The 23,325-nt window shown below is 65.2% G+C and carries 25 protein-coding genes; 5 read left to right on the top strand and 20 right to left on the bottom strand.

What is annotated here, in order from left to right; genetic code table 11:
• Positions 1 to 44 precede the first annotated feature (44 nt).
• Positions 45 to 968, bottom strand: a complete 924-nt coding sequence (locus tag AAIH46_RS10185) for a pirin family protein (protein ID WP_430305746.1) — start codon at positions 966 to 968, stop codon at positions 45 to 47.
• Between the two features lie 201 nt (positions 969 to 1,169).
• Between AAIH46_RS10185 and AAIH46_RS10180 the strand changes: the two genes are divergently transcribed.
• A complete protein-coding gene (locus AAIH46_RS10180) occupies positions 1,170 to 3,206 on the top strand; it encodes a DEAD/DEAH box helicase (protein WP_430305745.1) in 2,037 nt (678 codons plus the stop codon).
• Positions 3,207 to 3,294: 88 nt separating this feature from the next.
• On the opposite strand, the gene blaOXA is transcribed toward AAIH46_RS10180, so the two are convergent.
• The 7 genes from blaOXA to xylF all read right to left on the bottom strand — a co-directional run bounded on the left by blaOXA (position 3,295) and on the right by xylF (position 11,391).
• A complete protein-coding gene (blaOXA, locus tag AAIH46_RS10175) occupies positions 3,295 to 4,095 on the bottom strand; it encodes a class D beta-lactamase (protein WP_430305744.1) in 801 nt (266 codons plus the stop codon).
• Positions 4,096 to 4,215: 120 nt separating this feature from the next.
• A complete protein-coding gene (locus tag AAIH46_RS10170) occupies positions 4,216 to 4,602 on the bottom strand; it encodes a DUF1850 domain-containing protein (protein ID WP_430305743.1) in 387 nt (128 codons plus the stop codon).
• Positions 4,599 to 6,716: a TRAP transporter permease gene (locus AAIH46_RS10165; protein ID WP_430305742.1), complete on the bottom strand. Its 2,118-nt coding sequence runs from the start codon at positions 6,714 to 6,716 to the stop codon at positions 4,599 to 4,601. The genes AAIH46_RS10170 and AAIH46_RS10165 overlap by 4 nt, the downstream gene beginning before the upstream one ends.
• A gap of 295 nt (positions 6,717 to 7,011) precedes the next feature.
• Positions 7,012 to 7,971, bottom strand: coding sequence for a TAXI family TRAP transporter solute-binding subunit (locus AAIH46_RS10160; RefSeq protein ID WP_430305741.1), 960 nt, complete (start codon positions 7,969 to 7,971; stop codon positions 7,012 to 7,014).
• 153 nt (positions 7,972 to 8,124) lie between these two features.
• A complete protein-coding gene (locus tag AAIH46_RS10155; protein ID WP_430305740.1) occupies positions 8,125 to 8,910 on the bottom strand; it encodes an ATP-binding cassette domain-containing protein in 786 nt (261 codons plus the stop codon).
• A gap of 13 nt (positions 8,911 to 8,923) precedes the next feature.
• Positions 8,924 to 10,240 carry a sugar ABC transporter permease gene (locus tag AAIH46_RS10150; RefSeq protein WP_430305739.1) on the bottom strand — a complete coding sequence of 439 codons (1,317 nt, stop codon included), beginning with the start codon at positions 10,238 to 10,240 and terminating at the stop codon, positions 8,924 to 8,926.
• 110 nt (positions 10,241 to 10,350) lie between these two features.
• The gene (gene xylF / locus AAIH46_RS10145; protein WP_430305738.1) at positions 10,351 to 11,391 is read right to left on the bottom strand and encodes a D-xylose ABC transporter substrate-binding protein; all 1,041 of its coding nucleotides are present in this window, start codon (positions 11,389 to 11,391) and stop codon (positions 10,351 to 10,353) included.
• Between the two features lie 190 nt (positions 11,392 to 11,581).
• Between xylF and AAIH46_RS10140 the strand changes: the two genes are divergently transcribed.
• Positions 11,582 to 12,841: an ROK family protein gene (locus tag AAIH46_RS10140; RefSeq protein WP_430305737.1), complete on the top strand. Its 1,260-nt coding sequence runs from the start codon at positions 11,582 to 11,584 to the stop codon at positions 12,839 to 12,841.
• Positions 12,842 to 12,873: 32 nt separating this feature from the next.
• On the opposite strand, the gene AAIH46_RS10135 is transcribed toward AAIH46_RS10140, so the two are convergent.
• The 3 genes from AAIH46_RS10135 to AAIH46_RS10125 are packed head-to-tail and all read right to left on the bottom strand — an operon-like array spanning position 12,874 to position 14,249.
• Positions 12,874 to 12,999 (bottom strand): hypothetical protein, encoded by a 126-nt coding sequence (locus AAIH46_RS10135; protein ID WP_430305736.1) that lies wholly within the window; start codon positions 12,997 to 12,999, stop codon positions 12,874 to 12,876.
• 57 nt (positions 13,000 to 13,056) lie between these two features.
• Complete coding sequence (locus AAIH46_RS10130; RefSeq protein WP_430305735.1) at positions 13,057 to 13,311, bottom strand: exodeoxyribonuclease VII small subunit; 255 nt, start codon at positions 13,309 to 13,311, stop codon at positions 13,057 to 13,059.
• A 2-nt stretch (positions 13,312 to 13,313) separates the two neighbouring features.
• Positions 13,314 to 14,249, bottom strand: coding sequence for a histone deacetylase family protein (locus AAIH46_RS10125; protein ID WP_430305734.1), 936 nt, complete (start codon positions 14,247 to 14,249; stop codon positions 13,314 to 13,316).
• A gap of 143 nt (positions 14,250 to 14,392) precedes the next feature.
• On the opposite strand from AAIH46_RS10125, the gene AAIH46_RS10120 reads away from it, so the two are divergent.
• Positions 14,393 to 14,794 (top strand): acyl-CoA thioesterase, encoded by a 402-nt coding sequence (locus AAIH46_RS10120; RefSeq protein ID WP_430305733.1) that lies wholly within the window; start codon positions 14,393 to 14,395, stop codon positions 14,792 to 14,794.
• Positions 14,795 to 14,809: 15 nt separating this feature from the next.
• On the opposite strand, the gene AAIH46_RS10115 is transcribed toward AAIH46_RS10120, so the two are convergent.
• From AAIH46_RS10115 to AAIH46_RS10090, 6 genes are all read right to left on the bottom strand, one after another.
• Positions 14,810 to 15,703, bottom strand: a complete 894-nt coding sequence (locus AAIH46_RS10115) for an SAM-dependent methyltransferase (protein ID WP_430305732.1) — start codon at positions 15,701 to 15,703, stop codon at positions 14,810 to 14,812.
• A 66-nt stretch (positions 15,704 to 15,769) separates the two neighbouring features.
• Positions 15,770 to 16,006 (bottom strand): hypothetical protein, encoded by a 237-nt coding sequence (locus AAIH46_RS10110; protein WP_430305731.1) that lies wholly within the window; start codon positions 16,004 to 16,006, stop codon positions 15,770 to 15,772.
• Positions 16,007 to 16,045: 39 nt separating this feature from the next.
• Positions 16,046 to 16,273, bottom strand: coding sequence for a hypothetical protein (locus AAIH46_RS10105; protein WP_430305730.1), 228 nt, complete (start codon positions 16,271 to 16,273; stop codon positions 16,046 to 16,048).
• A gap of 246 nt (positions 16,274 to 16,519) precedes the next feature.
• Positions 16,520 to 17,083 carry a biotin transporter BioY gene (locus tag AAIH46_RS10100; RefSeq protein ID WP_430305729.1) on the bottom strand — a complete coding sequence of 188 codons (564 nt, stop codon included), beginning with the start codon at positions 17,081 to 17,083 and terminating at the stop codon, positions 16,520 to 16,522.
• Between the two features lie 34 nt (positions 17,084 to 17,117).
• Positions 17,118 to 17,723, bottom strand: a complete 606-nt coding sequence (locus AAIH46_RS10095; RefSeq protein ID WP_430305728.1) for a CbiQ family ECF transporter T component — start codon at positions 17,721 to 17,723, stop codon at positions 17,118 to 17,120.
• Positions 17,717 to 18,397: an energy-coupling factor ABC transporter ATP-binding protein gene (locus tag AAIH46_RS10090; protein ID WP_430305727.1), complete on the bottom strand. Its 681-nt coding sequence runs from the start codon at positions 18,395 to 18,397 to the stop codon at positions 17,717 to 17,719. The genes AAIH46_RS10095 and AAIH46_RS10090 overlap by 7 nt, the downstream gene beginning before the upstream one ends.
• Positions 18,398 to 18,555: 158 nt before the next feature.
• Between AAIH46_RS10090 and AAIH46_RS10085 the strand changes: the two genes are divergently transcribed.
• Both AAIH46_RS10085 and AAIH46_RS10080 read left to right on the top strand, forming a co-directional pair.
• The gene (locus AAIH46_RS10085) at positions 18,556 to 19,743 is read left to right on the top strand and encodes a winged helix-turn-helix domain-containing protein (RefSeq protein ID WP_430305726.1); all 1,188 of its coding nucleotides are present in this window, start codon (positions 18,556 to 18,558) and stop codon (positions 19,741 to 19,743) included.
• A gap of 23 nt (positions 19,744 to 19,766) precedes the next feature.
• Complete coding sequence (locus tag AAIH46_RS10080) at positions 19,767 to 20,186, top strand: GNAT family N-acetyltransferase (protein WP_430305725.1); 420 nt, start codon at positions 19,767 to 19,769, stop codon at positions 20,184 to 20,186.
• Between the two features lie 107 nt (positions 20,187 to 20,293).
• Here the strand turns inward: AAIH46_RS10080 and AAIH46_RS10075 are convergent, their stop codons facing one another.
• The 3 genes from AAIH46_RS10075 to aroC form a co-directional block, all read right to left on the bottom strand.
• On the bottom strand, positions 20,294 to 20,800 hold the full coding sequence (locus tag AAIH46_RS10075; protein WP_430305724.1) for a DUF1993 domain-containing protein: 507 nt from the start codon (positions 20,798 to 20,800) through the stop codon (positions 20,294 to 20,296).
• 188 nt (positions 20,801 to 20,988) lie between these two features.
• The gene (gene ribB / locus AAIH46_RS10070; protein WP_430305723.1) at positions 20,989 to 22,089 is read right to left on the bottom strand and encodes a 3,4-dihydroxy-2-butanone-4-phosphate synthase; all 1,101 of its coding nucleotides are present in this window, start codon (positions 22,087 to 22,089) and stop codon (positions 20,989 to 20,991) included.
• 30 nt (positions 22,090 to 22,119) lie between these two features.
• Positions 22,120 to 23,217, bottom strand: a complete 1,098-nt coding sequence (gene aroC, locus AAIH46_RS10065) for a chorismate synthase (RefSeq protein ID WP_430305722.1) — start codon at positions 23,215 to 23,217, stop codon at positions 22,120 to 22,122.
• Positions 23,218 to 23,325: the final 108 nt, after the last annotated feature.

Raw genomic sequence — 23,325 nt, 5'->3', positions numbered from 1 at the left:
AAGCGGCTAATTCAAGTGTCACAAAGCGGCGCTTCTATAGGATTTCACCCGGCAGGCAAAGGCACGAACTCTTCTTCGTCCCCCGGAACGATGTCGAAGCGGCCGGTTCGCCACTCCTGTTTTGCCTGCTCGATGCGTTCCTTTGACGACGAGACGAAGTTCCACCAGATGTAGCGCTTCGAATTGAGCGCAGCGCCGCCGAACAGCATCAGGTGACAGCCTTGCGGCCCTCCCTCCAGAGTGATCTCGTCGCCGGGGCGAAAGACCAGCAACTGGTCTGCGGCGAAACGATCGCCCGCCACCACCACCGAACCGGCGAGAATGTAGATCGCCCGCTCCTCGTGGACGGCGGAGAACGGAAAGCGCCGGCCGGCATCGAGGCTGAGATCGACATAGAGCGTATCGGTCAGCGTCGGGACCGGCGAGGACAGCCCGTCGAGCGCGCCGATCACCACCCGGCCGGAGACGCCGGCAAGCTCGATCGTCGGCATCTCGTCGCGGGCGGTGTGGGCAAAGGCCGGGTCGATCTCTTCCTTGTCGTCCGGCAGTGCCAGCCACGTCTGCAGCCCCGACATCGACAGAGGGTGGCCGCGCAGGTTTTCCGGCGTCCGCTCCGAATGGACGATGCCGCGCCCGGCAGTCATCAGGTTGATGTCGCCGGGCCGGATCACCAGCTCGGTGCCGAGGCTGTCGCGATGCTTGATCTCGCCGTCGAACAGGTAGGTGACGGTCGACAGACCGATATGCGGATGCGGCTTGACGTCCAGCGCCTCGTCGGCCCGCAGCACGGCAGGTCCCATCCGGTCGAAGAAGATGAAGGGCCCGACAAGCCGCCGCTTGCGGCTGGGCAGCGCCCGGCGCACCGAAAAGCCGCCGATGTCGCTGGACCGCGGGATGATCAGGTTCTCGATGGCATCGCAGGCAAAGGCATCGCCGGGTTCGGGATCGGTTCCAGGAAAGAAGGACATGGGGCTCTCCGCGTCGGTTCGGGAAAGCGTAACCCGTCGTCTGCGGCGACGACAGGAAAAAACGCCGGCATCGCCCACATCGCCGCGGACTTTGACAATTCCGGCGCAAGTGAGTAGGGAGAGCGCAGATGCGCCGCGACGAATGCGGCCCCGCGCGAAAATGCGCCTGCAACTCCGCCAGATACTCCGAAAGACAAATACATGTCAGAACTGAATGACGCCGTCCCGGCGATTGCCAAGGCGTTGTCCAAACGCGGTTACGAAACCCTGACGCCGGTCCAGCAGTCGATGCTGGATCCGGCGCTCGCGCATGCCGATGCGCTGGTTTCGGCCCAGACCGGCTCCGGCAAGACGGTAGCCTTCGGCATCGCCATGGCCTCCTCGCTGCTCGAAGGGGCGGAAAAGTTCGACCCCGCCGGCGCGCCGCTGGCACTCGTCATCGCACCGACCCGCGAGCTCGCCATGCAGGTCAACCGCGAACTCGACTGGCTCTACGAGCTGACCGGTGCCGTCATTGCCAGCTGCGTCGGCGGCATGGACATCCGCTCCGAGCGCCGGGCGCTGGAGCGCGGCGCCCATATCGTCGTCGGCACGCCGGGCCGCATCTGCGATCACATCCGCCGCAACGCGCTCGACATGTCGCAGCTGCGCGTCGCCGTCCTCGACGAGGCAGACGAGATGCTCGATCTCGGCTTCCGCGAGGATCTCGAATTCATTCTCGAAGCAGCACCCGCCGAGCGCCGGACGCTGATGTTCTCGGCAACCGTCCCGGCCGGCATCGCCAAGCTTGCCAAGCAGTTCCAGCGCAATGCCGTGCGCATCGCCAGCGCCGCGCAGGAAAAGCAGCACGCCGACATCGAATACCGGGCGCTGGTTGTCTCGCCGGCCGACCGCGAGAACGCCATCGTCAACGTGCTGCGCTTCTACGAGGCGAAGAACGCCATCGTCTTCTGCTCGACGCGCGCCGGCGTCAACCACCTGACCGCGCGCCTCAGCAACCGCAATTTCTCGGTCGTCGCGCTGTCGGGCGAACTGACGCAGAACGAGCGCACCCACGCGCTGCAGGCCATGCGCGACGGACGCGCCCGCGTCTGCATCGCAACTGACGTGGCCGCCCGCGGCATCGACCTGCCGGGCCTCGAACTCGTCATCCATGCCGATATCCCGACCAATTCCGAAACCCTGCTGCACCGCTCGGGCCGTACCGGCCGTGCCGGCAACAAGGGCATCAGCGCCCTGATCGTGCCGATCAACCAGCGCCGCAAGGCCGAACGCATCCTCGGCGGCGCCGACGTGACGCCCGCCTGGGCGCTGCCGCCGTCTGCCGAAGAGGTAATTTCCCGCGACCAGGAACGGCTGCTCGCCGATCCGGTGTTCGAGGAAGCGCCGCGTGAGGACGAGCAGGATCTGGTTGCCCGCCTGGTCGAAACCTACGGCGCCGAGAAGCTGGCTGCCGCCTTCGTCAACCTGCACCGCGCCAAGCATGCGGCACCGGAAGACCTGATCGAGGTCACCGTCCAGCCGGGCGCCGCCCGCAAGCCGCGTGAAGGCGATGCCGGTCGTCCGGCATTCGAGAGCACGCCCCGCACGCCGCGCGGCGAGTTCGGCCCGTCCGTCTGGTTCTCGCTGTCCGTCGGCCGCAAGCAGAATGCCGAGCCGCGCTGGCTGATCCCGATGCTCTGCCGCAACGGCAATCTCACGAAGTCGGAAATCGGCGCCATAAAGATGCAGGCGGAGGAAACCTTCGTCGAGATCTCGCAGGCGCATGTCGACAGTTTCGTCGAGGCGATCGGCGCCAACAAGACGCTGGAGCGCGGTATCCGCGTGACGCGTCTCGACCGCATGCCGGACATGTCGCGCCAGGCGGAAGCCAAGCCCTACGTCAAGAAGTCCTATGAGGACCGTCCGCCGCGTGACGCCGCTCCCCGCGAAGGCGGGCGCGACGACTGGTCGAAGGGCAAGCCGAAGGCCAAGCCCGCTTATGCCGGCGAGACCAAGAGCTTCGACAAGCCCTACAAGGACAAGCCGTACAAGGAAAAATCCGCCGGCGACAAGCCTGCCGGCGATCGCCCCTTCAAGGACAAGCCGTTCAAGAAGGAAGGCAAGCCCTTCGCCAAGGACGGCGCAAAGCCATTCGCCAAGGATGGCGGCAAGCCGGCTGCTGCCAAGGATGGCAAGCCTTTCGCCAAGAAGGGCAAGCCGAAGAAGGCCAACGGCAAGCCTGACCGCTGGTCGTAAGCACGGCCGATCGTGAGCATCGGCTGGCCGCGAGCACCTGCGGCCAGCCCTTTCCGACACTGAATGGTCGGAGCCGTTACGCCTGGATCTACGGCTGAGCCGGGAGCCGCGGCAGTGTCGAGATCATCGTTGCCTTGGCCCGCTGGCTGGGCGAATCGGACATCTTGCGCTCGTCCTGCTCCAGCCGCGCAAACACCACGCGCCTGCCGTCCTTCTCTCCCCAGCCGACGAACCAACCCCACGGATGTTCCTCGTCGAAGCTGTAATCGGCCTTGCGCGGATAGGCCATGCCGGTCTTGCCGTGGATGATCCAGCCGTCCTCGGCGGTTGTTTTCTCGACGATCGCCATGGTCTTTGCCGTCGCCTCGCGATCAACCGGCAGACTGCCGTCCAGCAACTTGCGCAGGAAAGCCACCTGTTCGACGGGCGAAATCTTCAGCGACGAGGCTATCCACGACCGTTCGAGGCCGTTGTTCTTGCCGCGATCGCCGGAGAAATCGGCATTGCCGTAGCCGAAGCTGCGGGCGTAACCCGTCAGCTTGGGTGCGCCGATCGTCTTGGTAATCTGCTGCGAATACCAGACGACCGAGTTCTTCAGCCATGAGGTCGGGTCGACCGACTGCTTCCACGCCGCACCGCCCCAGTCCGGATAGCCCTTCTTGAACGGCAGCACCGGATGCGTCGCATCCTTCAGGAAGCCGGCGTCGTAGCCCATGACGGCCAGCGCAATCTTGAAGGTCGAGGCCGGCGTCACGCGCTCCTCGCATTGCCCCTCCTGCACGAGCACGCGGGCGCTTTCGGCATCCGCCACCAGCGTGCAGAGGGCCTTGGCGTGGGCACCGGGTGCGGCAAGGCCGCCGAGGAGGACGAGGGGGAGGATTGAACGCATGGGCTACCTTTCGAGGGAACGATCGGCGGCATCTTGGCAGACTTGATGACCGAATGAGGGCGTCCGCCGCCCTTATCCCCCGGCGATCTCGCAGCGGCGGTCTGTCTCCTTGGGCTCCGGCTATCGAACAGGGTCGGCCGGCCCGTCTTCGGCGCAACGTCTCACCACAGTCTCGTCTCCGGAGGTGGCGCCGAGTTCGACGCAGCCGCCGGAATGGCAGAGCCGCCAGCCGGCGCCGGTCGCGCCCGAGGCCGCCAGCACCAGCCGGGGCAGGGGCTTTGCAGGCGGGTTCCACACCCACCAGCCGTCCCGGAGCACTGCACCGGCACCCGGCTCCATGCCGGCGCCGGATCCCTTCACCGCAGCTTCGCTCGGAACAAGCCCATGCTCGGTGACGGCGTAGCTCTCGCGCCATTCCACCTTCTCGATCGAGTGGGTCCAGGACAGCGTGAAGGTGGTGGCGGCGATCGCCACCGTCTTGCCGGCTGCAGCGATGCAGAGGCTCATGCCGTGCCGGCCGCCGGATCGAGGCGCTTCGGCCGGCGGGTTCGCAGGACATGATAGGCGACGAGCGCGATGCCGAGCGCAAAGCCCAGTTCGTCGGTCCACGGCAGGGCCATCACGAGGCTTGCGCCGGCTGCAAAGGCGATCAGCCGCTCGACAACGCTCATCCGGGCGCGCAGGAAGCCCACCACCGCCATGCCCCAGAGCGCGATGCCGAAGCAGGCCTTGGTGAAGACGTAGGCGACCTCGACCGGATAACCCCAGGTGGCGGCCATAGGCCCGGCGTCCTGAAGCATCAGCGCCGGCGTGTAGACGGCCATGAACGGCACGACGAAGCCGGCGGTGGCAAGTTTCGTCGCCTCGATCGAGATTTTCAGCCCGGAGGTTTTGGCCATCGGTGCGGCGGCAAAGCAGGCAAGCGCCACCGGCGGCGTGAGATCGGCCATGATGCCGAAGTAGAAGACGAACATGTGGCTGACGATCAGCGGCACACCGAGCTCCAGGAGGGCAGGGCCGGCCAGCGACGAGGTGATGATGTAGTTCGGGATCGTCGGGATGCCCATGCCGAGGATGAGGCAGGTGATCATCGTCAGCACCAGCGACAGGAACAGGTGCGTCTCGCCGATCCGAATGATGGCGCCGATGAAGGTCGAGGCGATGCCGGTCAGTGTCAGCGTGCCGATGACGATGCCGACGATGGCGCAGGCAATGCCGACCGGCAGGGCGTTCTTGGCGCCTTCCGCCATCGCGTCGCGGCAGATGGTGAGCGTCTCGCGGCCGCCCTTCACGAAGAAGCAGGCGGCGATCATGGCGAGGATCAGGAGCACCAGGATGTTGACGCCGAACTTCAGGAAGGCGCTGGCGGCAAGGCCGATGGCGAGCCAGAAGACGATGCGGAAGGCGAGCGGCCCGATGCGCGCGGCAAGCGGCATGCCGAGCAGCAGCACCACGACGAGCGCCAGGCCCATCGTGCCGGCAAAGATCGGCGTATAGCCGGCAAACAGCAGGTAGACGAGCGCCGCGAGCGGCAGGATCAGCGGCCAGTGCTCTTTCACGGCCAGCCACGGATTGGGCAGCTCCGACTTGGCCAGCCCCGCAAGCCCGGCCTTGCCGGCCTCCAGATAGACCATCCAGAAGCAGACGCCGAAATAGAGGACGGCCGGGATCAGCGCTGCCTTGACGATGTCGGCATAGGGCACGTTCAGCGTTTCGGCCATGATGAAGGCGACGGCGCCCATGACAGGCGGCATGATCTGCCCACCCATCGACGATGTCGCCTCCACCCCGCCGGCGAAGGCGGAGCGGAAGCCGAAGCGTTTCATCAGCGGAATGGTGAACTGGCCGCTCGCCACCACGTTTGCGACGCCCGAACCGGAGATGGTGCCCATCAGCGCCGAGGACATGACGCAGACCTGCGCCGGTCCGCCCTTCCACGAGCCGACAAGGCCGAGCGCGAAATCGTTGAACAGGCCGAGCATGCCGCCGCGCTCTAGGAAGGCGGCGAAAACGACGAAGATGAAGATGTAGGCGGCCGAGACGTAGATCGGGGTGCCGTAGATGCCTTCGGTGCCGAAGCCGAAATGCTCGATGATCTGCTCGTAGTCATAACCGCGATGGACGAAGGGGTCGGGAAAATACTGGCCGAAGAAGCAGTAGAGGAGGAAGATGCCGGAGATCACCGTCAGCGGCAGGCCCATCAGCCGCCGCGCGCCTTCGAAGACGAGGAGGATGACGATGGTTCCGACCGCCAGATCGACATGCGTGAGGAAGCCTGAGCGCAGGATCAGCTCCTCGTAGAAGATCCAGTTGTAGAGGCCGGTGGCAAAACCTACGACGCCGAGTGACCAGAACCACAGTCGACCGGCCGTCGTCTTGGCGACGAGATTGCCGAGAAGCACGAAGCCGAGGAGCAGCAGGAAGCCCACATGCATGGCCCGCACCACCTGGCTCGCCAGCGTGCCGTAGGCGGCCGTCCACAGCTGGAACAACGAGAAGGTGAAGGCGATCCAGAACGCCACCCGGCCCGCCAGCCCTTCGCCGAAGCCTGCCGGCAGGCCTTCGATGTGCTCTTCTGCCGTCTGTGCCTGCGCTTCGGCTTCCACCAGTGTCTGTGTCATGCGTTTTCCTGCCGGTTCATGTTCAAAGGCCGTGTTCCCGACTGGCCTGCCATTCGTCTTCCGGATGAGGGTTAACTCGTCAGGAAGCAGAAGACCCCTCCCCAACCCCTCCCCACAGGTGGGAGGGGCTAACCTGCCGCGCCGGCGGCGCCCCAAGCGTCTCATAGCCATGTCGCGCAGGAAGGAGCCGCGTATCTTCTCCCCCCTTGTGGGGGAGATGGCCGGCAGGCCAGAGGGGGTCTTCAAGTCATTCATTCGCCTTGCGTCGGTATCGAGCAGGGCAGGATGCGCCCCCTTACTTGATCAGCCCGATTTCCTTGTAGTAGCGCTCGGCGCCCGGATGCAGCGGCACCGGCATTCCTTCCAGCGCCTTCTTCGGGTCGATCGCCTTGGCGGCGGCATGCGCCGCCGTCAGCTTCGGCAGGTTGTCGAACAGCAGCTTGGTCATCTGGTAGGCGACCTCGTCCGACACACCGGAATGGGTGATCAGCAGGTTGCCGACGGCTGCCGTCTCCACGTCGGCGGTCTGGCCGTCATAGGTGCCGGCGGGGATGATGACCGAGAGGTACGGCGCGCCGATCTTCGTCACCACATCCGCCGGGACGGAAACGACGTTGATCGGCACCGAGCTTGCCAGGTCGCGGATCGAGGCGACGCCAAGGCCGGCAGACTGCAGCGTCGCGTCCATCTGGCGGTTCTTCATCAGCTCGACGGATTCGGCGAACGGCAGGTACTCGGTCTTGCCGAGATCCTTGTAGGTCATGCCGGCGGCTTCCATGATCGCCCGCGCATTGAGCTCGGTACCGGATTTTGGCGCTCCGACCGACAGGCTCTTGCCCTTCAGGTCGGCAAGCGAGACGATGCCGGAATCCTTGGCGGCGACGATCTGGATGTAGTTCGGATAGATGGCGGCGATGCCGCGCAGCTTGTCCAGCTTGCCGGGGAAGCCGGCTTCCTTGTTGCCTTCCCAGGCCATCTTGACCGAGTCGCCGAGCGCAAAGCCGATCTCGCCGCGGCCGGCCTGCAAGAGGTTGAGGTTCTCGACCGAGGCCTTCGTTGCCTGCACCTGGGTCCGCGCGCCTGAAATGTTCTGCCCGTAGATTTCCGACATCGCCACGCCGAGCGGGTAATAGACGCCGGACGTGCCGCCGGTCAGCACGTTGATGAAATCGGCGGCGCGCGTCGACGTGGCGGATGCCAGCGACGTCAGCGCCACGGCGCCTGCCATGATCGAACGAATGGCGGAATGCTTCATGATTGACCCTCCCAAGTCATTTCTCCCGGTCGCATCATGGCGCCTGGGGCGGGGTGGGTCAATTGTTCTATGCTTCGACTAAAGAACCATTGTCGGATTGGCTCCGGCAATCTTGCCGCAGCCGCTCCATGAAAGGGCCCGTCGTCGCCGACGTCACGCCATCTGCATGGCGCCCGGTCCGGCCACCGCGCCCGGCGGCACCTTGCCCATGATGATCATGCCGAGCACTTCGTCCTTGGTGACGTCCTGCGTGCGCGCATGGCCGACCATCTTGCCGTTCTTCATCACGAACACCCGGTCGGCGAGATCGAACACGTCGTGGATGTCGTGGCTGATCAGGAAGATGCCGATGCCCTCGCGTTTCAGCTGGGTGATCAGTTCGCCCACCTGCGCGGTCTCCTGCGGACCGAGTGCCGCCGTCGGCTCGTCCATGATCAGGATGCGCGCGTCAAACAGGATCGCCCGTGCAATCGCCACCGACTGCCGCTGGCCGCCGGACAGCGCCCGGACCGGCTCCTTGAAACGCTGGAAGTTCGGGTTCAGGCGGCCCATCACCTCGCGGGCCTTGGCCTCCATCGCCACGTCGTCGAGCGTGCCCCAGGGGGTGCGCAGCTCGCGGCCGAGATAGAGGTTGGCGGCCGCATCGACGTTATCGGCGACGGCGAGCGTCTGGTAGATGGTCTCGATGCCGTGCTGTTTCGCGTCGCGGGGATTGTTGATGTCGACCGGCTCGCCATTGATCAGGATCTCGCCGGAACTGCGCCGATAGGCGCCGGAGAGGATCTTGATGAGCGTCGACTTGCCGGCGCCGTTGTGGCCGAGCAGCGCGACGACTTCGCCGGGGTAGAGATCGACGGAGGCGCTGTCCACTGCGTGGATGCCGCCGAAGGAGATGGAAATGCCGCGCATCTCCACGAGAGGTGTCTGTTGTTGCGTCATATCTCAACTCCTCCTAGCGGGCGCGGGCGCGGTAGACGGTGTCCAGCCAGACGGCCAGCACGAGGACCATGCCGATGACGATGCTCTGCAGCGGGGCATCCATGCCGAGCAGCACCATGCCCGAATTCAGGGATTGCATGACCACCGCGCCGAGAACCGCTCCGGCGATCGTGCCCATGCCGCCGGCAAGCGACGTGCCGCCGATCACGGCTGCGGCGATCGTATAGAGTTCGTCGAGCGTGCCCTGCGCATTGGTCGCGGCGTTCAGGCGCGCGGTGGAGATCGCAGCCGCGACGGCGCAGAGCGCCCCCATCAGCGCAAAGATGCGCACCGTCACCCAGCGGGTCTTGATGCCGGCAAGCACCGCGGCTTCCGGATTGCCGCCGATGGCGAAGACATAGCGGCCGAAGCGGGTGCGGTTGGCGATGAAGGCCATCACCACGGCAATGCCGAGCGCGATGAGCACGGGGTTGGCGATGCCGAGTGGAATGTTGAGCCCGCCCTCGGGCCAGGCGATGCCGTTGGCCTCGGCGTAGCGGCGGGCGAGGTTGACCGGCATGTAGTAGCTGTTCAGCACCTGCACCGACGCCAGCACCACGCCGCAACCGACGATACCGATGAAGTATTCCGCCCACATCGGCTTCAGCGGAAAGCCGAAGCGCTTGCGCTGGCGGCGCGAGTGGAGGATCGACAGGACGATGAACGCGCAGGCGATGATGCCGACGACCCAGCTGGCCGTCGCCCCGATCGAGCCATCGGCGCCGCCGCCCATCAACCGGAAGGTGGTGTCCATGGGCGCAACGGTGGCGCCGCTCGTGACCATCCACGCCGCGCCGCGCCAGACCAGCAGGCCGCCGAGGGTGACGATGAAGGAGGGCACGCCGAGGAAGGCGATGATCATGCCCTGGAAGGCGCCGATCGCGGTCCCAAGCGCAAGGCCGACCACCAGCGTCAGCATCCAGGTCAGCGGGTGATCGAAGCCGAGCAGGCCGGGCAGGTACTTGGTCTGCGTGATGGCCATGATCATGCCGACGAAGCCGAGGATCGAACCGACCGACAGGTCGATGTTGCGGGTGACGATGACCAGCACCATGCCCGTCGCCATCACCGAGACGGACGCTGCCTGCACCGACAGGTTCCACAGGTTGCGGGACGTCAGGAACAGCCCGCCCGACAGGATGTGGAAGCCGATCCAGATGACCAGGAGGGCGAACACCATGCCGAGCAGGCGAGTGTCGAGTTCCGTTGAATGGAAGAAACGCTGCCAGAGAGTTCCGCGTGCCGGCCGCGCAGTACTGCTCGCCGGCGTGGCGATGGTGTGGTCCGCCATAGGTATTCAACTCCCCTTATTTTGTCTTGGCCACGTGGGGGCAAGGACGCCGCAAACGAATTTGCGGCGTCCAGCCGGTCAGAAATGGGTGGCCTTCCGGTCGCGGCTGCTTACTTGCAGGCAGCCACGGCGCCCGGCTTCACGCCCTGGCAAAGCTCGCCCTTGGAGATCCACTTGGCGTCGAGCACGACGTTCAGATTGTCCTTAGTGATGGCGAGAGGCGTCAGGAAGACGGAGTTCATCTCGATGCCCTTGGAGCCGCCCTTGAACTTCTGCGTGCCGGGAAGGTCGGTCATCTTGGTGCCCTTGGCGAGCGCCACGGCGACTTCGCCGGCCTTCTGGCCGAGCTGGCGGCTGTCCTTCCACACCGATACGGTCTGGGTGCCGAGCGCGACGCGGTTGAGGGCGGCCTTGTCGCCGTCCTGGCCGGAGACCGGCACCGAGCCTGCAAGTCCCTGGGCTTCCAGAGCCGCGACCACGCCGCCGGCCATGCCGTCGTTCGAGGAAACCACCGCGTCGACCTTGTTGTTGTTGGCGGTCAGGAACTGCTCCATGTTCTTCTGGGCAATCTCCGGCTTCCAGCCGTCGGTATAGGCCTCGCCGACGTTCTTGATCTTGCCGCTGTCCATGGCGGCCTTCAGCACTTCCATCTGGCCGGCGAAGACGAAGTCGGCATTCGGATCGGTGGAACCGCCCTTGATGAAGACGTAGTTGCCTTCCGGCTTGACCTTGAAGACTTCCTTGGCCTGCAGGCGGCCGACTTCCTTGTTGTCGAAGGTGATGTAGTAGGTCGAGGGGTTCTCGATCAGGCGGTCGTAGCCGATGACCGGAATGCCCTCGTTGGCGGCCTTCTCGATGGCCGGGCCGATGGCGCCGGAATCCTGCGCCAGCACGATGAGCGCATTGGCACCCTGCGAGATCAGGCTCTCGATATCGGTCAGCTGCTTGGCGGCCGAGGTCTGCGCATCGGCGGAGATGTACTTGGCGCCGGCAGCTTCGAGTGCGCCCTTGATCGCCGCTTCGTCGGTCTTCCAGCGCTCTTCCTGGAAGTTCGACCAGGAGACGCCGACGACCATGTCGGCAGCAGAGGCGGGGACGTGCACGGATGTGATGACGGCCGCGCAGGCCATCAGCTTCATGATGGAATTCATTTCAAACCCTCCCGAGTGAAAGCGAGCCGGCGAACCTCCTCGTCCGCTGCGACCCGCCGGTAAAACCGTCGACCGAACCCCCGATCCGTGAGAAAAGATAGTTTTTCTCGACAGTCGAGAAAATATCTGTCAGATGCTGTTCCAGCTGTCAACACCATGCTTTTCAGCGCATCAGCCGCTTCGAGTACACATGCCCACCGTCGCTTCCGTTCAACGCTCAGGCGAACCGCCCGGCCTTGCCGGCACAGCCAAACCGGGCACTGAACAGCTGCGGAGGCAGAACCTGCTTGCGGTTCTGTCAGCGCTTCGCCGTGTCGGCCCGCAGTCCCATACCGATCTGTCGATTGTGACCGGCCTTGCCTCGGCGACGGTGACGGCGGTCACCGCCGATCTGGAGCGCGCCGGGGTCATCGAACGCCAGGAACAGACCATGTCGGGCGGTCGCGGCAGGCCGCGGGTGCTGTTTGCAAGGCGGCGCTCGTTCGCCTATGCGGCAACCGTGCAGATCTCCTCCGACGTGGTGCACTATGCGCTCGCCGATTACGACGGCACGCTGATCGACCGCTTCAGCGCCCGTCGCGATCTCTCCGGAACGCCAGTTGCCTTCCTGGCCGAACTGGCCGCCGCGCTGCAGCGACTGCTGGAGCGTTCGCGTCTGAAGCCGCAGGATCTCGCGGCCCTGTCGCTCAGCAGCAAGGGCATCGTCGATGCGGATGGAGGGCGGCTCGTCTGGTCGCCGGTGTTCGGCGAGCGCGTGGTGGATTTCTCGCTTCTTCTGCAGGATCTCCCCGGCGCCGAACTCTCGATCAGCAACGAGACGCTGCTGGTCGCGCATGCGCAGGCAAGCCGGCGGCTGGCCGACCGCCAGGCGCCGGATTTCTCCGGCCTCGTAACCCTGTCGCTCGGCCACAGCATCGGGCTTGGCATCGCGCGGCCGGATGGCAGGGGAGGGCTTGCTGTAACGGCGCCGAACTTCGGGCACATGCTGAATGCCGTCGACGATCGGCTCTGTCGCTGCGGTTCGCGCGGCTGCATCGAGGCAACGGCCGGCTTTTACGGCATCCTCCGGCTCGCCTTCCAGGTTCCGCTCGATACGATCCCGGCAAAGTTCGTGCCGCTGCCGGAGCTCGAAAAGATTGCCCAGTCGGCACGCCAGGGGGCGCGGATGGCGCAGTACGCCTTTCGCCAGGCGGGGCTGGCGCTGGGCCAGGGCCTGTCGCGGGTTCTAAGCCTGCATGAGGACATGCCGATCTGCGTGACCGGCCCCGGCACGCGGTTCTACGACCTCTTGTCCGGTGGTATCGAGGAGGGTCTGCGCCAGTCGCTTCACGTCCGCCTCAACGGATTGCCGCACATCGAGATCGACGCGGACGAGGCGACGCTGGTGTCGGACGGTCATATCGACCGGGCGCTGGCGGCGGTGGATCAGCGGGTGACGGCGCTTCGCTGACGTCAGCTACCGCCGGGTGGTGAGCCTCGGCGTCAGTTCGTCTCGCCCGGCGTGAAGCCGATCATGTAGACGGCCGCCAGCACGAGGGCGAGCGCGAAGATGGTGATGACGAAGGTGAGCATCCCGTTGCGGGCTTTGGATCCGGTGTCTTTTGCCATGCCCCGTCAACGACTTGGGCTCGTTTTGGTTCCGACAGGAAGAAGATGATGCCGGGATCAGTTGCCGTCGAGCGGTTCGACCCCTTGCGGGTTTCCGGCGCGATCCAGGCGGATCTTCTCGATACGGTTCTCGGCGGCGTTGAGCAGTTTCTCGCAGTGCTTCTTCAGCGCTTCGCCGCGCTCGTAGATGGCGATCGACTCGTCCAGCGCCACGTCGCCGCGCTCCAGGCGCGCGACGATGCTCTCCAGCTCGGCGACCGCCTTCTCGAACGTATAGGCGCTCACGTCCAGGACTTCCGCGTTCTCCGCCATTCTCAGCCTTTCATCAGTCTTATGATGTGCATGCCCGCCGATTCGGCGAGACCTTCCAGATCATAGCCGCCTTCCAGCAGGCTGACGACCCGGTTGCCGCTGTATTTCCCGGCGATTTCCATCAGTCTGCCGGTCGCCCAGTCGAAATCGTCGCCGGTCAGATTGATCTGCGCCAGCGGATCGCGGTGGTGGGCGTCGAAGCCGGCCGAGATTAGCAGGAAGTCGGGGCGGAAGTTTTCGACTGCCGGCAGCACGCGGCTCTTGAACGCGTCGCGAAAATGCTCGCTGCCGTCATTGGTGGCGAGCGGCGCGTTGACGACGTTGTTTTTCGTGCCCGTCTCGTCGCGGGCGCCTGTGCCGGGATAGAGCGGCATCTGGTGGGTCGAACAGAACAGCACCGACGGATCGTCCCAGAAGATGTCCTGGGTGCCGTTGCCGTGATGCACGTCCCAGTCGACGATCGCGACGCGCTCGACGCCATAGGTCTTCTGCGCATGGCGGGCGGCAATGGCGATGTTGTTGAACAGGCAGAAGCCCATCGCCTTGGACTTTTCGGCGTGGTGGCCGGGCGGACGCGAGGCGACGAAGACGTTGTCGGCCTTGCCGGTGAACACGTCGTCGACGGCGGCCATCGCCCCGCCGATGCCGGTCAGTGCCGCAGCCAGGCTCCTGGAGCTGAGATAGGTGTCGGATTCCAGCTGATGGATCTCGCCTTCCTCTTCCGGCACCTGCCGCATCACCGACAGGAAATGGCTCTCCGGATGCGCCAGCATCACCGCATCCTCGTTTGCCTGCGGCGCCTCGATCCGCTCGAGCTGGCCGAAGTTCGGATGTTCGAGGGCGATCGCCAGCGACCGCAGCCGGTCGGCACGCTCCGGATGACCGGCAGGCGTCGTGTGCTCCAGGAAGATCTTGTTCTCGTAGAGGCGGGTGGTCATGCATCGGCTCCTGCCGCGCCGGATGGGGCGGTTCGAGGCGAGATGGCGCAAACCGTAGCGCATTTCAAGCAGGAGGCTCTCCGTGCCGCTTGTTCATCGTCGGCAACTCCGCTTAAATGAGTGAAACCGCAAGCGAGGCTGGCGTGGCACAGGCAGGTGAAATGACGCCCTACCGGTTTGACGTGCCGTTCCGCGATGTCGGAATGCGCGGCGAAATGCACAGCGCTGCCTATGTGACCTATGCCGAGGAGGCGGTGTCGCGCTTCTGGAATGCCCGCCAAGCCGAAGAGAGTGATCCGGCCTTCTGCGTCGCCAAGGTCGCCTGCAGCCTGCTCAAGCCTCTGCATCTGGGTGACGCCGTCGAGGCGCGGGTGAAGGTCAGCAAGATCGGCGGCAAGTCGGCCGCCTTCGCCGTACAGATGTACCGCGGCGAGGAGCTCGCAGCGGAGGCCGAGATCGCCTGGTCCGCCTGCGATCCGCAGACAGGTTCCCCGACCCAGCTTCCCGAGGAACTGCGCGACTGGCTCTATCGCTACCTCGATTGAGCGATGCCGCCGGGGTCAGTCGATCCCCAGCCGCTCGATCTCCTCGTCGGTCAGCTCGAAGCGTCGCTTGATAAAATCTGCCGGAATGCCGAGCCTCGCCGCCACGTAGAGGTCGGGCTTGCGCTGTTCGATCGGCGGAATGTAGATCGTCGAGATGCTGCTGATCATGCTGACGTCGAGACCGGTCAGCGTCGTCGGCAGGATCAGCGGGTCGCAGACCGGATAGCGTGCCGCCTCGTAGACCGTCAGCGGATGGTCCGGCGGATAGAACTCCAGCAGCCGGTCGACCAGGACCTGAAGCTTGTCCGGCGACAGCGAGATCTTGTATCCGACTTCGCCGAGGACCCCGACCTGCCACAGCACGAGCGCATTGCGCGGATCGAAGGTGCGGTGGAAGATCAGGAAATCGGTCGCCTCGAAGGTTTGGCACCCCTTGCGCGCCGGGTCGATGCCGAGATCGGCGAACAGGCAGTCCTCAGCCGAAATTCCCGGCAGCATCACCGCCGGAAATCCTTCCAGCCGGGCCCGCGCGATCGCCCGGTGCGAGGGAAACACGAAGATGCCGGGATGGCCGTAGAACACCGCGCAGACGTTGAGGCCGCGGCGCACGTGCTCGAGCAGGTAATCGGTGATGTCGAGATAGGTCGTCAGCCGGCTGTCGCGGCCGGTATAGAAGGGCTGCAGCGATTCCGCCGTCGGGTTGAGCGACTTCAGCCAGTATTCGGTGCCCGGATCGGTCACCAGGTAGAACACCCGGTCGGCCGCCTCGATATGTGCCTTGGCTTCAAGGCTGGTCTGGGCGGCAAGCTTGATGCCGACGCCGACCACGGCAAGGAAGCCGGTCTCCGCCCGGTTCTCGACCGGGTTTTCCCCTGCGGGATGGACGCGCTCCATCTCGATCACGCTCATGCTGTTCTCCATGTCGATGAGAGCAGGGCCGGTTGCTCGTCGAAGCAGGCGACCCTGCGGGGCTGCCTACAGGATGACGATGACGGTCCAGACGGTGTCATCGGCGGCGGCCTTCAGGCTGCCCTTGAGGGCGGCCGAGTGAAGCGCCGACTGGATCATGTTCGGATCGCGCGACAGGAGCACCGACTCCTCGATCGGCGAGAGGTTCGCGGCGGCGATGACGGCCTGCGGGTTGTCGCGGAACTTTTTGGCGGTCGTTCCGTCGGTGGCGATGCTGACCAGAAGTTTATCGATGGCGGGCATGATGAAATTCCTTTGCGCTCGGTGTGAGGACGGATGACCTCAGAGGACCACCACGAGGATGTTGACGATGTCGGCATCGGCGCTGGCGAAGTTCTCGCGGATGGCGTTGTGGATCGCCGGCGCGTCCTTGCTCTTGATCACCTTGGCCGCGGCTTCGGAAATGCCGAAGCGCCGCATCTCCGCATCCGGATTGGCGTGGAAGCGCTTCAGCGCGCCTGCATCCATCGACATCCCGACCATGAATCGGGCCACTTCCTTGTTGCTCATGTCATGTCTCCCGTTGCCGATTGTTTGTTCCGCCCGGAGCTGGAAGGGCCGTAAGTTGCAGGCCCGCGGAGATAAACGTTATGCGCGAGCACTATGGTCATGATCCGCAAAGGTTGTAAATCGGAAATTGCTGGCGCAATAATGTTCAAGCGGAGGTTGTAAGCGGTGGCAGGGCAGTTTGCCAACGAAAAAGGGGCGCCCGCTCGTGCGGACGCCCCTTGGGATATCAGGGAGTTTGTGGTGGCGTCAGGCGCGCTGCGGCAGCAGCGGGTAGCCGACCATCACCGCACGGGCCGCAAGCGACGCGATCGCCGCCTTCAGGATATCGCCTGGAATGAAGGCCAGCGACCCGAGCAGCACCTTGTCGAGCGGCGTACCGGCAGCGAACGAAACCCACGGAATGCCGATGGCATAGACGACGACCACGCCGCCGATCAGGCTTGCGGCAAGAAAGCCGGCCACCTGCCGCGCTGCCGACTGGTTTTCGCGCACCAGGCGCTCGGCGATGAGGCCGGTGACGAAGGTGCCGATGATCCAGCCGAGGATGTAGCCGGCCGTCGGCCCCATCAGCACGCCGAGCCCGCCGCGGCCGCCCGACATCACCGGCAGGCCGATCGCCACCAGAACAACCAGCAGCACGTAGGCGAGAGCGCCGCGCCGTGCGCCGATGATGCAGCCTGCCAGCATCACGCCCATCGACTGGGCGGTGATCGGCACGGGAATGAAGCCGAGCGTGACGGGCGGGATCAGGCCGAGCACGACGATGATCGCCGTGAACAGGGCTGACAAGACGAGGTCCTTGGTGGTCATTGAGTTGGATCCTTGCGACTGAACTTCGGTCATCTTACTGACCACGAATGCCGCGTGCGTCAATCGCCTCGGCAATGGCGTCGGCATCCTTGAGCACCGAGATGATCAGCGGCCCCAGCAGCCGGTGCAGCCGCACGGGCACGCCGCGCGCCTGGTGCGCCTCCTTGAGGCGGGCGTAGCGGAGGTGGATTTCCGGCACGAAGCGCATCACCAGGCCGAAGGCAAGGCCCACATCGGCGGCCTTCAGCAGGCCGAGGCGCTCCAGGGGCCGGGCAAGAGCCGTCAGCGTGTCGATGAAGGCGGCGATCGTCGTCGTTGCGGTGACGCTTGCCGCGGCAAGCAGCAGGGCGACCAGCCGCAGCACGCTTGCCAGCGCCTCGGCGGCCGGCAGGAAGACCAGGTTGAAGAGGCCAAGGATGGCGATGGTGAACAGCACCGGGCGGATCCGCCGGAAGGCCTCGCCCGGTCGCATGCCCAGCCGGACGTAAACGAACGCGCCGAGACCGGCAGCAGCGCCCAGCGGCAGCGGCCGCTCGACGAGGAACAGGCCGATGCTGATGACCACCAGCGCTGCAAGCTTCAGACGGACCGGCAGCCGGTGCAGCCAGGTATCGCCGTCGATGTCGAGGCTGGTCAGCATCCGGCGATCTCGCGGTATCGGACAATCGCTGTTTCGCCGGGTCCGTCGAAGGCAAGCGTCCCCTCGTGGAAGACCAGGACCCGGGCAAAATCGCGCACCAGGTCGAGGTCATGGCTGATGACGATCGCCTGCTCTTCCAGCCCGTCGATGGCCGCCTTCACCATGCCCCGGTTCTTCAGGTCTAGCTGGTTCGTCGGCTCGTCGAACAGGATCAGCTGCGGCCGGTTGACGACGACGGCGGCAAGCGCTGCGAGCTGCAACTGGCCGCCGGAAAGCTCGTGCGGCCGTCGCGCGGCGATCTCGGAAATGCCGAACCGGTGCAACACCGCATCGACAGCCGCATCGAGTGGCGCGCCCTTCAGGCCGCGGCTCTTCGGTCCGAGCGCGATGTCGTCGCGGACGATCGGCAGGATGATCTGATTGCCCGGGTTCTGGAAGATGAAGCCGGTCGCCGCCATCACCGGTTTGGCATCGGCGACGGTGTCGAGCCCGTCGAGCGTCACCCGGCCGGCGGTCGGCTTGGCCAGTCCGTTCACAAGCCGCGCGAAACTGGTCTTGCCGGAACCGTTGAGGCCGATGACGCCGATACGCGTCTCTAAGAGTTCCAGGCTGAGCGGCTTCAGCGCGATCCGTTCGCCGTAGCGCAGCTCCGCTCTGTCGAAGATGATGTGCACGGTTGGTAAAGCCCCCTGGACGTGCCGCCTCTATAGACCCGGTCGGCGGGGAGGGGAAGGATGCGCAGAATTCCTCGGGAGGGCGCCCCCTCTGCGCGCATCGTGACGGCCGGAGGTTTGCCGTTGAACAAACGGCGAACGTCGGCTAGCTTTCCCGGATGGCGATTCTGATCGACAACGGCCAAGCGCGAAAGATCTTCCTTGAGCGGCAGGGGCTGTCGCGTCCGCCGAACCGGCAGCTTGGCCGGCAGGGACTGTACGAGCTGATCGAGGAGCTCGGCTTCGTCCAGGTCGACAGCATCCAGACGGTCGAGCGGGCGCACCACCAGATCCTGTTCTCGCGCAACCAGACCTACCGCCGCGAGGACCTGACGGCGCTGCTCGAAAAGGACCGGCTGCTCTTCGAGCACTGGACCCATGACGCGGCGATCATCCCGTCGGCCTTCTTTCCATATTGGAAGCATCGCTTTCTCCGCCGCGAGGAGCGGATCCGCGCCAACTGGGGCCGCTGGCAGGGGGAGGGCTACGATTCCGCCTTCGAGGACACCCACCAGCGCATCCGCGACAGGGGCCCGGTGATGGCGCGCGAGGTCAAGGCAGAAGGCCACACGTCGGGCGGCTGGTGGAACTGGCATCCATCCAAGACGGCACTCGAATATCTTTGGCATACCGGCAAGGTGGCGATCAGCGGACGCGTCAATTTCCAGAAGGTCTATGACCTGGCGGAGCGGGTGATCCCGCCGGACCACTTCGAGACCGAGGTCGATCATCCGGCTTTCGTCGACTGGGCCTGCCGCTCGGCGCTGACGCGGCTGGGCTTTGCCACATCCGGCGAGATTGCCGCATTCTGGGATCTGGTGACGCCACTGGAGGCAAAGGCCTGGCTGGCGGAGCACCGCGACGAACTCGATGACGTGATGCTCGGCACCGCCGACGGCCGGCAGCGACTGTCGCATGGCTTTGCCGAGCAACTGCCGACGCTCATCGATCCGCCCGAGCCGCCGGCGAGGCTGCGGGTTCTCAGCCCCTTCGACCCGCTGCTGCGCGACCGCGACCGCGCCGAGCGGCTGTTCGGTTTCAACTATCGGATCGAGGTCTTCGTGCCCGAGCCGAAGCGTCAATACGGCTACTATGTGTTTCCGCTGCTCGAGGGCACGCGGATGGTCGGCCGCATCGACATGAAGGCGGATCGCAAGGCGGGCGTCCTGCAGGTCAGGCGGATCTGGTGGGAGAAAGGCGTGCGCGCCTCCACCGGTCGCCTGGAAAAGCTCGATGCGGAGCTTGGAAGGCTTGCGAGATTTACCGGTGTCGAGCGGATCGATTATCTCGACGGCTGGCTTGGATGAGAATTCCGGAAGAGGAGACTGCCTTGGACACCACCGGCTATGATGTCGAAGACCGCTTCCCACCGCTCGACGACTACCTGCACCTGCGCCAGGCTTCCGGTCTCACGCCGTTTTCGGTGGAAGCCGCGGCCATCGGGCTGAAGGGCACGCTGTTCGGCGTACGCGTCGTCCAGGATGACCATATCGTCGGCATGGGTCGCATCATCGGTGACGGCGGCTGCTTCTTCCAGGTCACCGACATTGCGGTTCTGCCGGAGCACCAGGGCAAGGGGCTCGGCAAGCGGATCATGGCGGCGCTGGTGGCATACCTGCGGGACAATGCGCCGGCCACCGCCTATGTCAGCCTGATCGCCGACGTGCCGGCCAATCGCCTCTACGCCCAGTTCGGTTTCGAGGAAACCGCGCCGCGATCGGTCGGCATGGCGATGAAGATCGCCAGGTGAGGGGCGACCGGGCGGCAGATGCCGCCCGCTGGAGTTCCTGACAGCCGCCGTCAGGCGGTGTCGTTGGAAGTTATTCTGGTGCCGAAGCCTTCCCTCGACGCAGTTACTTACGAACGGCCGAGATAATCCATCTTGCCGACTGGCACACCCTTGTGGCGCAGCAGCGCGTAGGCCGTGGTCACGTGGAAGAAGAAGTTGGGGATGGCAAAGCCCAGCACGTAGTCGCGGGCGGTAAAGGTGCGGACGCCGCCGCCGGACTTCACCTCGACGATCGCGTCGTCGCGTCCGTCCATCGATGCAGCGGGTACGGCTTTGAGGAAAGCGATGGTCTTGGCGATGCGCGCCTGCAGGTCGTCGAAGCTTTGTTCGTCATCCTGCATCGACTCGTTCTCGACCTCGCCGACGCGGACAGCGGCAAACTTTGCCGTGTCGCTCGCCCGCTGGATCTGCGCGATCAGGTTGCCCATGTCTGGAAAGAGCCGAGCTTCGAGCAGGTCGCTGTCGGCAAGCCCGCTCTCCTTGGCGAAGGCGCGTCCCTTCTCCAGAATGGCGGAAAGGTTGCCCAGGCCGCGGATGAAGACCGGCACGCTCACCTCGTAGAGTGTCACTGACATCAAATTTTCCTTGAAAGAGAACGTCGTTTGTCCGGTGCTGCCGGCAGCCGGACAAGTGGGAGTGCGGCGAGAGCCGCGCAAGTGGTCGGACTGCGATTGTCTGACCGCGCCGATCCAGGCTAGCCCCATGGCTTGCCCACAACCGGCTGCCAGGTGAAACTCCCGGCTGGATTGCCGTCTGCCGGGTGTCAGAGGATGACGGTCTCGCCGATCCGGATGCCGAAGCCTTCGAGCCCCACATAATGCCGCTCGCGGCTCGTCATCAGCTTGATCGAGCTGACGCCGAGATCCTTGAGGATCTGGGCTCCGAGGCCGATCTCGAGCCATTCGCTGTCGCGCACCTGCGCATTGCCGTGATCTTCCGTGCCCATCCGCGAGCGGCGATTGGTGCCCTTCTGGCCGACGCCGACCGATCCCTCGCGCAGGTAGATGATCACGCCGCGCTTCTCTTCGGCGATCCGGTCCATGTAGCGCTCGATCGAGCGGGTATCGCCGAACACGTCGCTGGCGACGTTTTCCAGATGCAGGCGCACCGGAATGTCGACGCCGTCGCGGATATCGCCGAACACCACCGCCAGATGCTGCATCGGATCCCAGGGCAGCGAATACGCATGCGCCGTCGCCGGGCCGATCGGCGTTGCCATGTCGAAGCTCGACTGCAGTTCGATCAGCGTTTCCTTGCGCTGGCGGTAGGCGATGAGGTCGGCAACCGAGACCTGCAGCAGCCTGTGCTTTTCGGCGAAGGCCGTGACGTCCGGGCCGCGCATGACGGTGCCGTCGTCGTTGACGAGCTCGCTGATCACGCCGACCGGCGGCAGGTCGGCCAGCCGGCAGAGGTCGACGGCAGCCTCCGTATGGCCGGAGCGCATCAGCACGCCGCCCTCGCGGGCGATCAGCGGAAAAATGTGGCCCGGGCGGACGAAGTCGGCGGGGCCGACATTCGGGTTGGCGAGGTTGCGCACGGTCAGCGTCCGGTCGTCGGCGGAAATGCCGGTGGTCGTGCCGTGCTTGAAATCGACGCTGACGGTAAAGGCCGTCGTGTGGGCGCTGTCGTTTTCCGCCACCATGGCGTTGAGGTTGAGGCGCTTGGCCTCCTCGCGCGGCATCGGCGTGCAGACGATGCCGGATGTGTGGCGCACGATGAAGGCCATCTTTTCGGCCGTGCAGTGCACCGCGGCGACGATGAGATCGCCTTCGTTTTCGCGATCGTCGTCGTCGGTGACGACAACGATCTCGCCTGCTTCGAAGGCACGGATGGCGTCGGCGACGCGCTTCTGATCGAACGGCATTGTCTTGATCCTATTTTGTCTGGAGCCGGGCTACCGCTGACGGCCGGTTTGGCCGCGGTCGCGCAGGTAATGATCGGCAAGCACGCAGGCCACCATCGCCTCGCCGATCGGTGCGGCACGGATGCCGACGCACGGGTCGTGGCGGCCCTTGGTGCGGACATCGACATTGTTGCCGTCTGCATCGATGGACAGGCGCTCGGTGAGGATCGACGAGGTCGGCTTCACGGCAAACCGCGCGACGAGCGGCTGGCCGGTCGAAATGCCGCCAAGCACGCCGCCGGCGTGATTGGAGAGGAACATCGGTACGCCGTCATTGCCCATCCGCATCTCGTCGGCATTGTCCTCGCCGGACAGTTCGGCGGCGGCAAAGCCTTCGCCGATCTCGACGCCCTTGACCGCGTTGATCGACATCAGCGCCGAGGCGATTTCCTGGTCGAGCTTGCCGTAGATCGGCGCGCCGAGACCTGCCGGCACGCCTTCGGCCACGACCTCGATGACGGCGCCGATCGACGAGCCCGACTTGCGGATCTCGTCGAGATACTCTTCCCACACCGGCACCATCTGCGCATCCGGGCAGAAGAACGGGTTCTCGTCCACCTGTGCCCAGTCCCAGTTGGCGCGGTTGATCTTGTGGCGGCCGATTTGCGTCAGCGCGCCGCGAACGGTCACGCCCGGCAGCACCTTGCGGGCCAGCACGCCGGCGGCCACCCGGGCTGCGGTCTCGCGCGCCGAGGAACGGCCGCCGCCGCGGTAGTCGCGAATGCCGTATTTGACGTCATAGGCGAAGTCCGCATGGCCGGGCCGGTAGCGGCGGGCGATTTCGCCGTAGTCCTTGGAGCGCTGGTCGGTGTTCTCGATCAGCATGGAAACCGGTGTGCCGGTCGTCACCATGGTCACGCCATCGTCCGACAGCATGACGCCCGACAGCACCTTGACCACGTCGTCCTCGCGCCTCTGGGTGACGAAGCGGGACTGGCCCGGCTTGCGCTTGTCCATGAAGCTCTGGATCTCCTCCTGGGTGAAGGCGAGGCCCGGAGGGCAGCCGTCGACCACGCAGCCGAGCGCGGGGCCATGGCTTTCACCCCATGTGGTGACGCGGAAGAGATGACCGAACGTGTTATGCGACATGAGACCTGACCGTTGGGCAACCGAGGCCGCCATGACGTTGAGCGGCCCTGTCATAGTGGAAAAGCGGGACCGGTGGAAAGGCCTTTTTGTGCCGCGAACGGCGCAGGA

The organism is Rhizobium sp. 0TCS1.26 (assembly GCF_050455525.1).
Lineage (GTDB): Bacteria > Pseudomonadota > Alphaproteobacteria > Rhizobiales > Rhizobiaceae > Neorhizobium.
The sequence above is the reverse complement of the archived record's forward strand: the minus strand, read 5'-3'. Positions and strand labels throughout refer to the sequence as shown.

What these genes read in the sequence shown, in the direction of transcription:
- AAIH46_RS10085 (WP_430305726.1), top strand. Translation starts at nt 18,556, where the DNA reads ATGGCGATTCTGATCGACAACGGCCAAGCGCGAAAGATCTTCCTTGAG.
- AAIH46_RS10140 (WP_430305737.1), top strand. Translation starts at nt 11,582, where the DNA reads ATGCCCACCGTCGCTTCCGTTCAACGCTCAGGCGAACCGCCCGGCCTT.
- AAIH46_RS10095 (WP_430305728.1), bottom strand. Translation starts at nt 17,723, where the DNA reads ATGCTGACCAGCCTCGACATCGACGGCGATACCTGGCTGCACCGGCTG.
- AAIH46_RS10100 (WP_430305729.1), bottom strand. Translation starts at nt 17,083, where the DNA reads ATGACCACCAAGGACCTCGTCTTGTCAGCCCTGTTCACGGCGATCATC.
- aroC (WP_430305722.1), bottom strand. Translation starts at nt 23,217, where the DNA reads ATGTCGCATAACACGTTCGGTCATCTCTTCCGCGTCACCACATGGGGT.
- AAIH46_RS10160 (WP_430305741.1), bottom strand. Translation starts at nt 7,971, where the DNA reads ATGAAGCATTCCGCCATTCGTTCGATCATGGCAGGCGCCGTGGCGCTG.
- AAIH46_RS10075 (WP_430305724.1), bottom strand. Translation starts at nt 20,800, where the DNA reads ATGTCAGTGACACTCTACGAGGTGAGCGTGCCGGTCTTCATCCGCGGC.
- AAIH46_RS10185 (WP_430305746.1), bottom strand. Translation starts at nt 968, where the DNA reads ATGTCCTTCTTTCCTGGAACCGATCCCGAACCCGGCGATGCCTTTGCC.
- AAIH46_RS10125 (WP_430305734.1), bottom strand. Translation starts at nt 14,249, where the DNA reads ATGACCACCCGCCTCTACGAGAACAAGATCTTCCTGGAGCACACGACG.
- AAIH46_RS10150 (WP_430305739.1), bottom strand. Translation starts at nt 10,240, where the DNA reads ATGGCGGACCACACCATCGCCACGCCGGCGAGCAGTACTGCGCGGCCG.
- xylF (WP_430305738.1), bottom strand. Translation starts at nt 11,391, where the DNA reads ATGAATTCCATCATGAAGCTGATGGCCTGCGCGGCCGTCATCACATCC.
- AAIH46_RS10130 (WP_430305735.1), bottom strand. Translation starts at nt 13,311, where the DNA reads ATGGCGGAGAACGCGGAAGTCCTGGACGTGAGCGCCTATACGTTCGAG.
- blaOXA (WP_430305744.1), bottom strand. Translation starts at nt 4,095, where the DNA reads ATGCGTTCAATCCTCCCCCTCGTCCTCCTCGGCGGCCTTGCCGCACCC.
- AAIH46_RS10155 (WP_430305740.1), bottom strand. Translation starts at nt 8,910, where the DNA reads ATGACGCAACAACAGACACCTCTCGTGGAGATGCGCGGCATTTCCATC.
- AAIH46_RS10110 (WP_430305731.1), bottom strand. Translation starts at nt 16,006, where the DNA reads ATGCCCGCCATCGATAAACTTCTGGTCAGCATCGCCACCGACGGAACG.
- AAIH46_RS10170 (WP_430305743.1), bottom strand. Translation starts at nt 4,602, where the DNA reads ATGAGCCTCTGCATCGCTGCAGCCGGCAAGACGGTGGCGATCGCCGCC.
- ribB (WP_430305723.1), bottom strand. Translation starts at nt 22,089, where the DNA reads ATGCCGTTCGATCAGAAGCGCGTCGCCGACGCCATCCGTGCCTTCGAA.
- AAIH46_RS10165 (WP_430305742.1), bottom strand. Translation starts at nt 6,716, where the DNA reads ATGACACAGACACTGGTGGAAGCCGAAGCGCAGGCACAGACGGCAGAA.
- AAIH46_RS10115 (WP_430305732.1), bottom strand. Translation starts at nt 15,703, where the DNA reads ATGAGCGTGATCGAGATGGAGCGCGTCCATCCCGCAGGGGAAAACCCG.
- AAIH46_RS10105 (WP_430305730.1), bottom strand. Translation starts at nt 16,273, where the DNA reads ATGAGCAACAAGGAAGTGGCCCGATTCATGGTCGGGATGTCGATGGAT.
- AAIH46_RS10180 (WP_430305745.1), top strand. Translation starts at nt 1,170, where the DNA reads ATGTCAGAACTGAATGACGCCGTCCCGGCGATTGCCAAGGCGTTGTCC.
- AAIH46_RS10135 (WP_430305736.1), bottom strand. Translation starts at nt 12,999, where the DNA reads ATGGCAAAAGACACCGGATCCAAAGCCCGCAACGGGATGCTCACCTTC.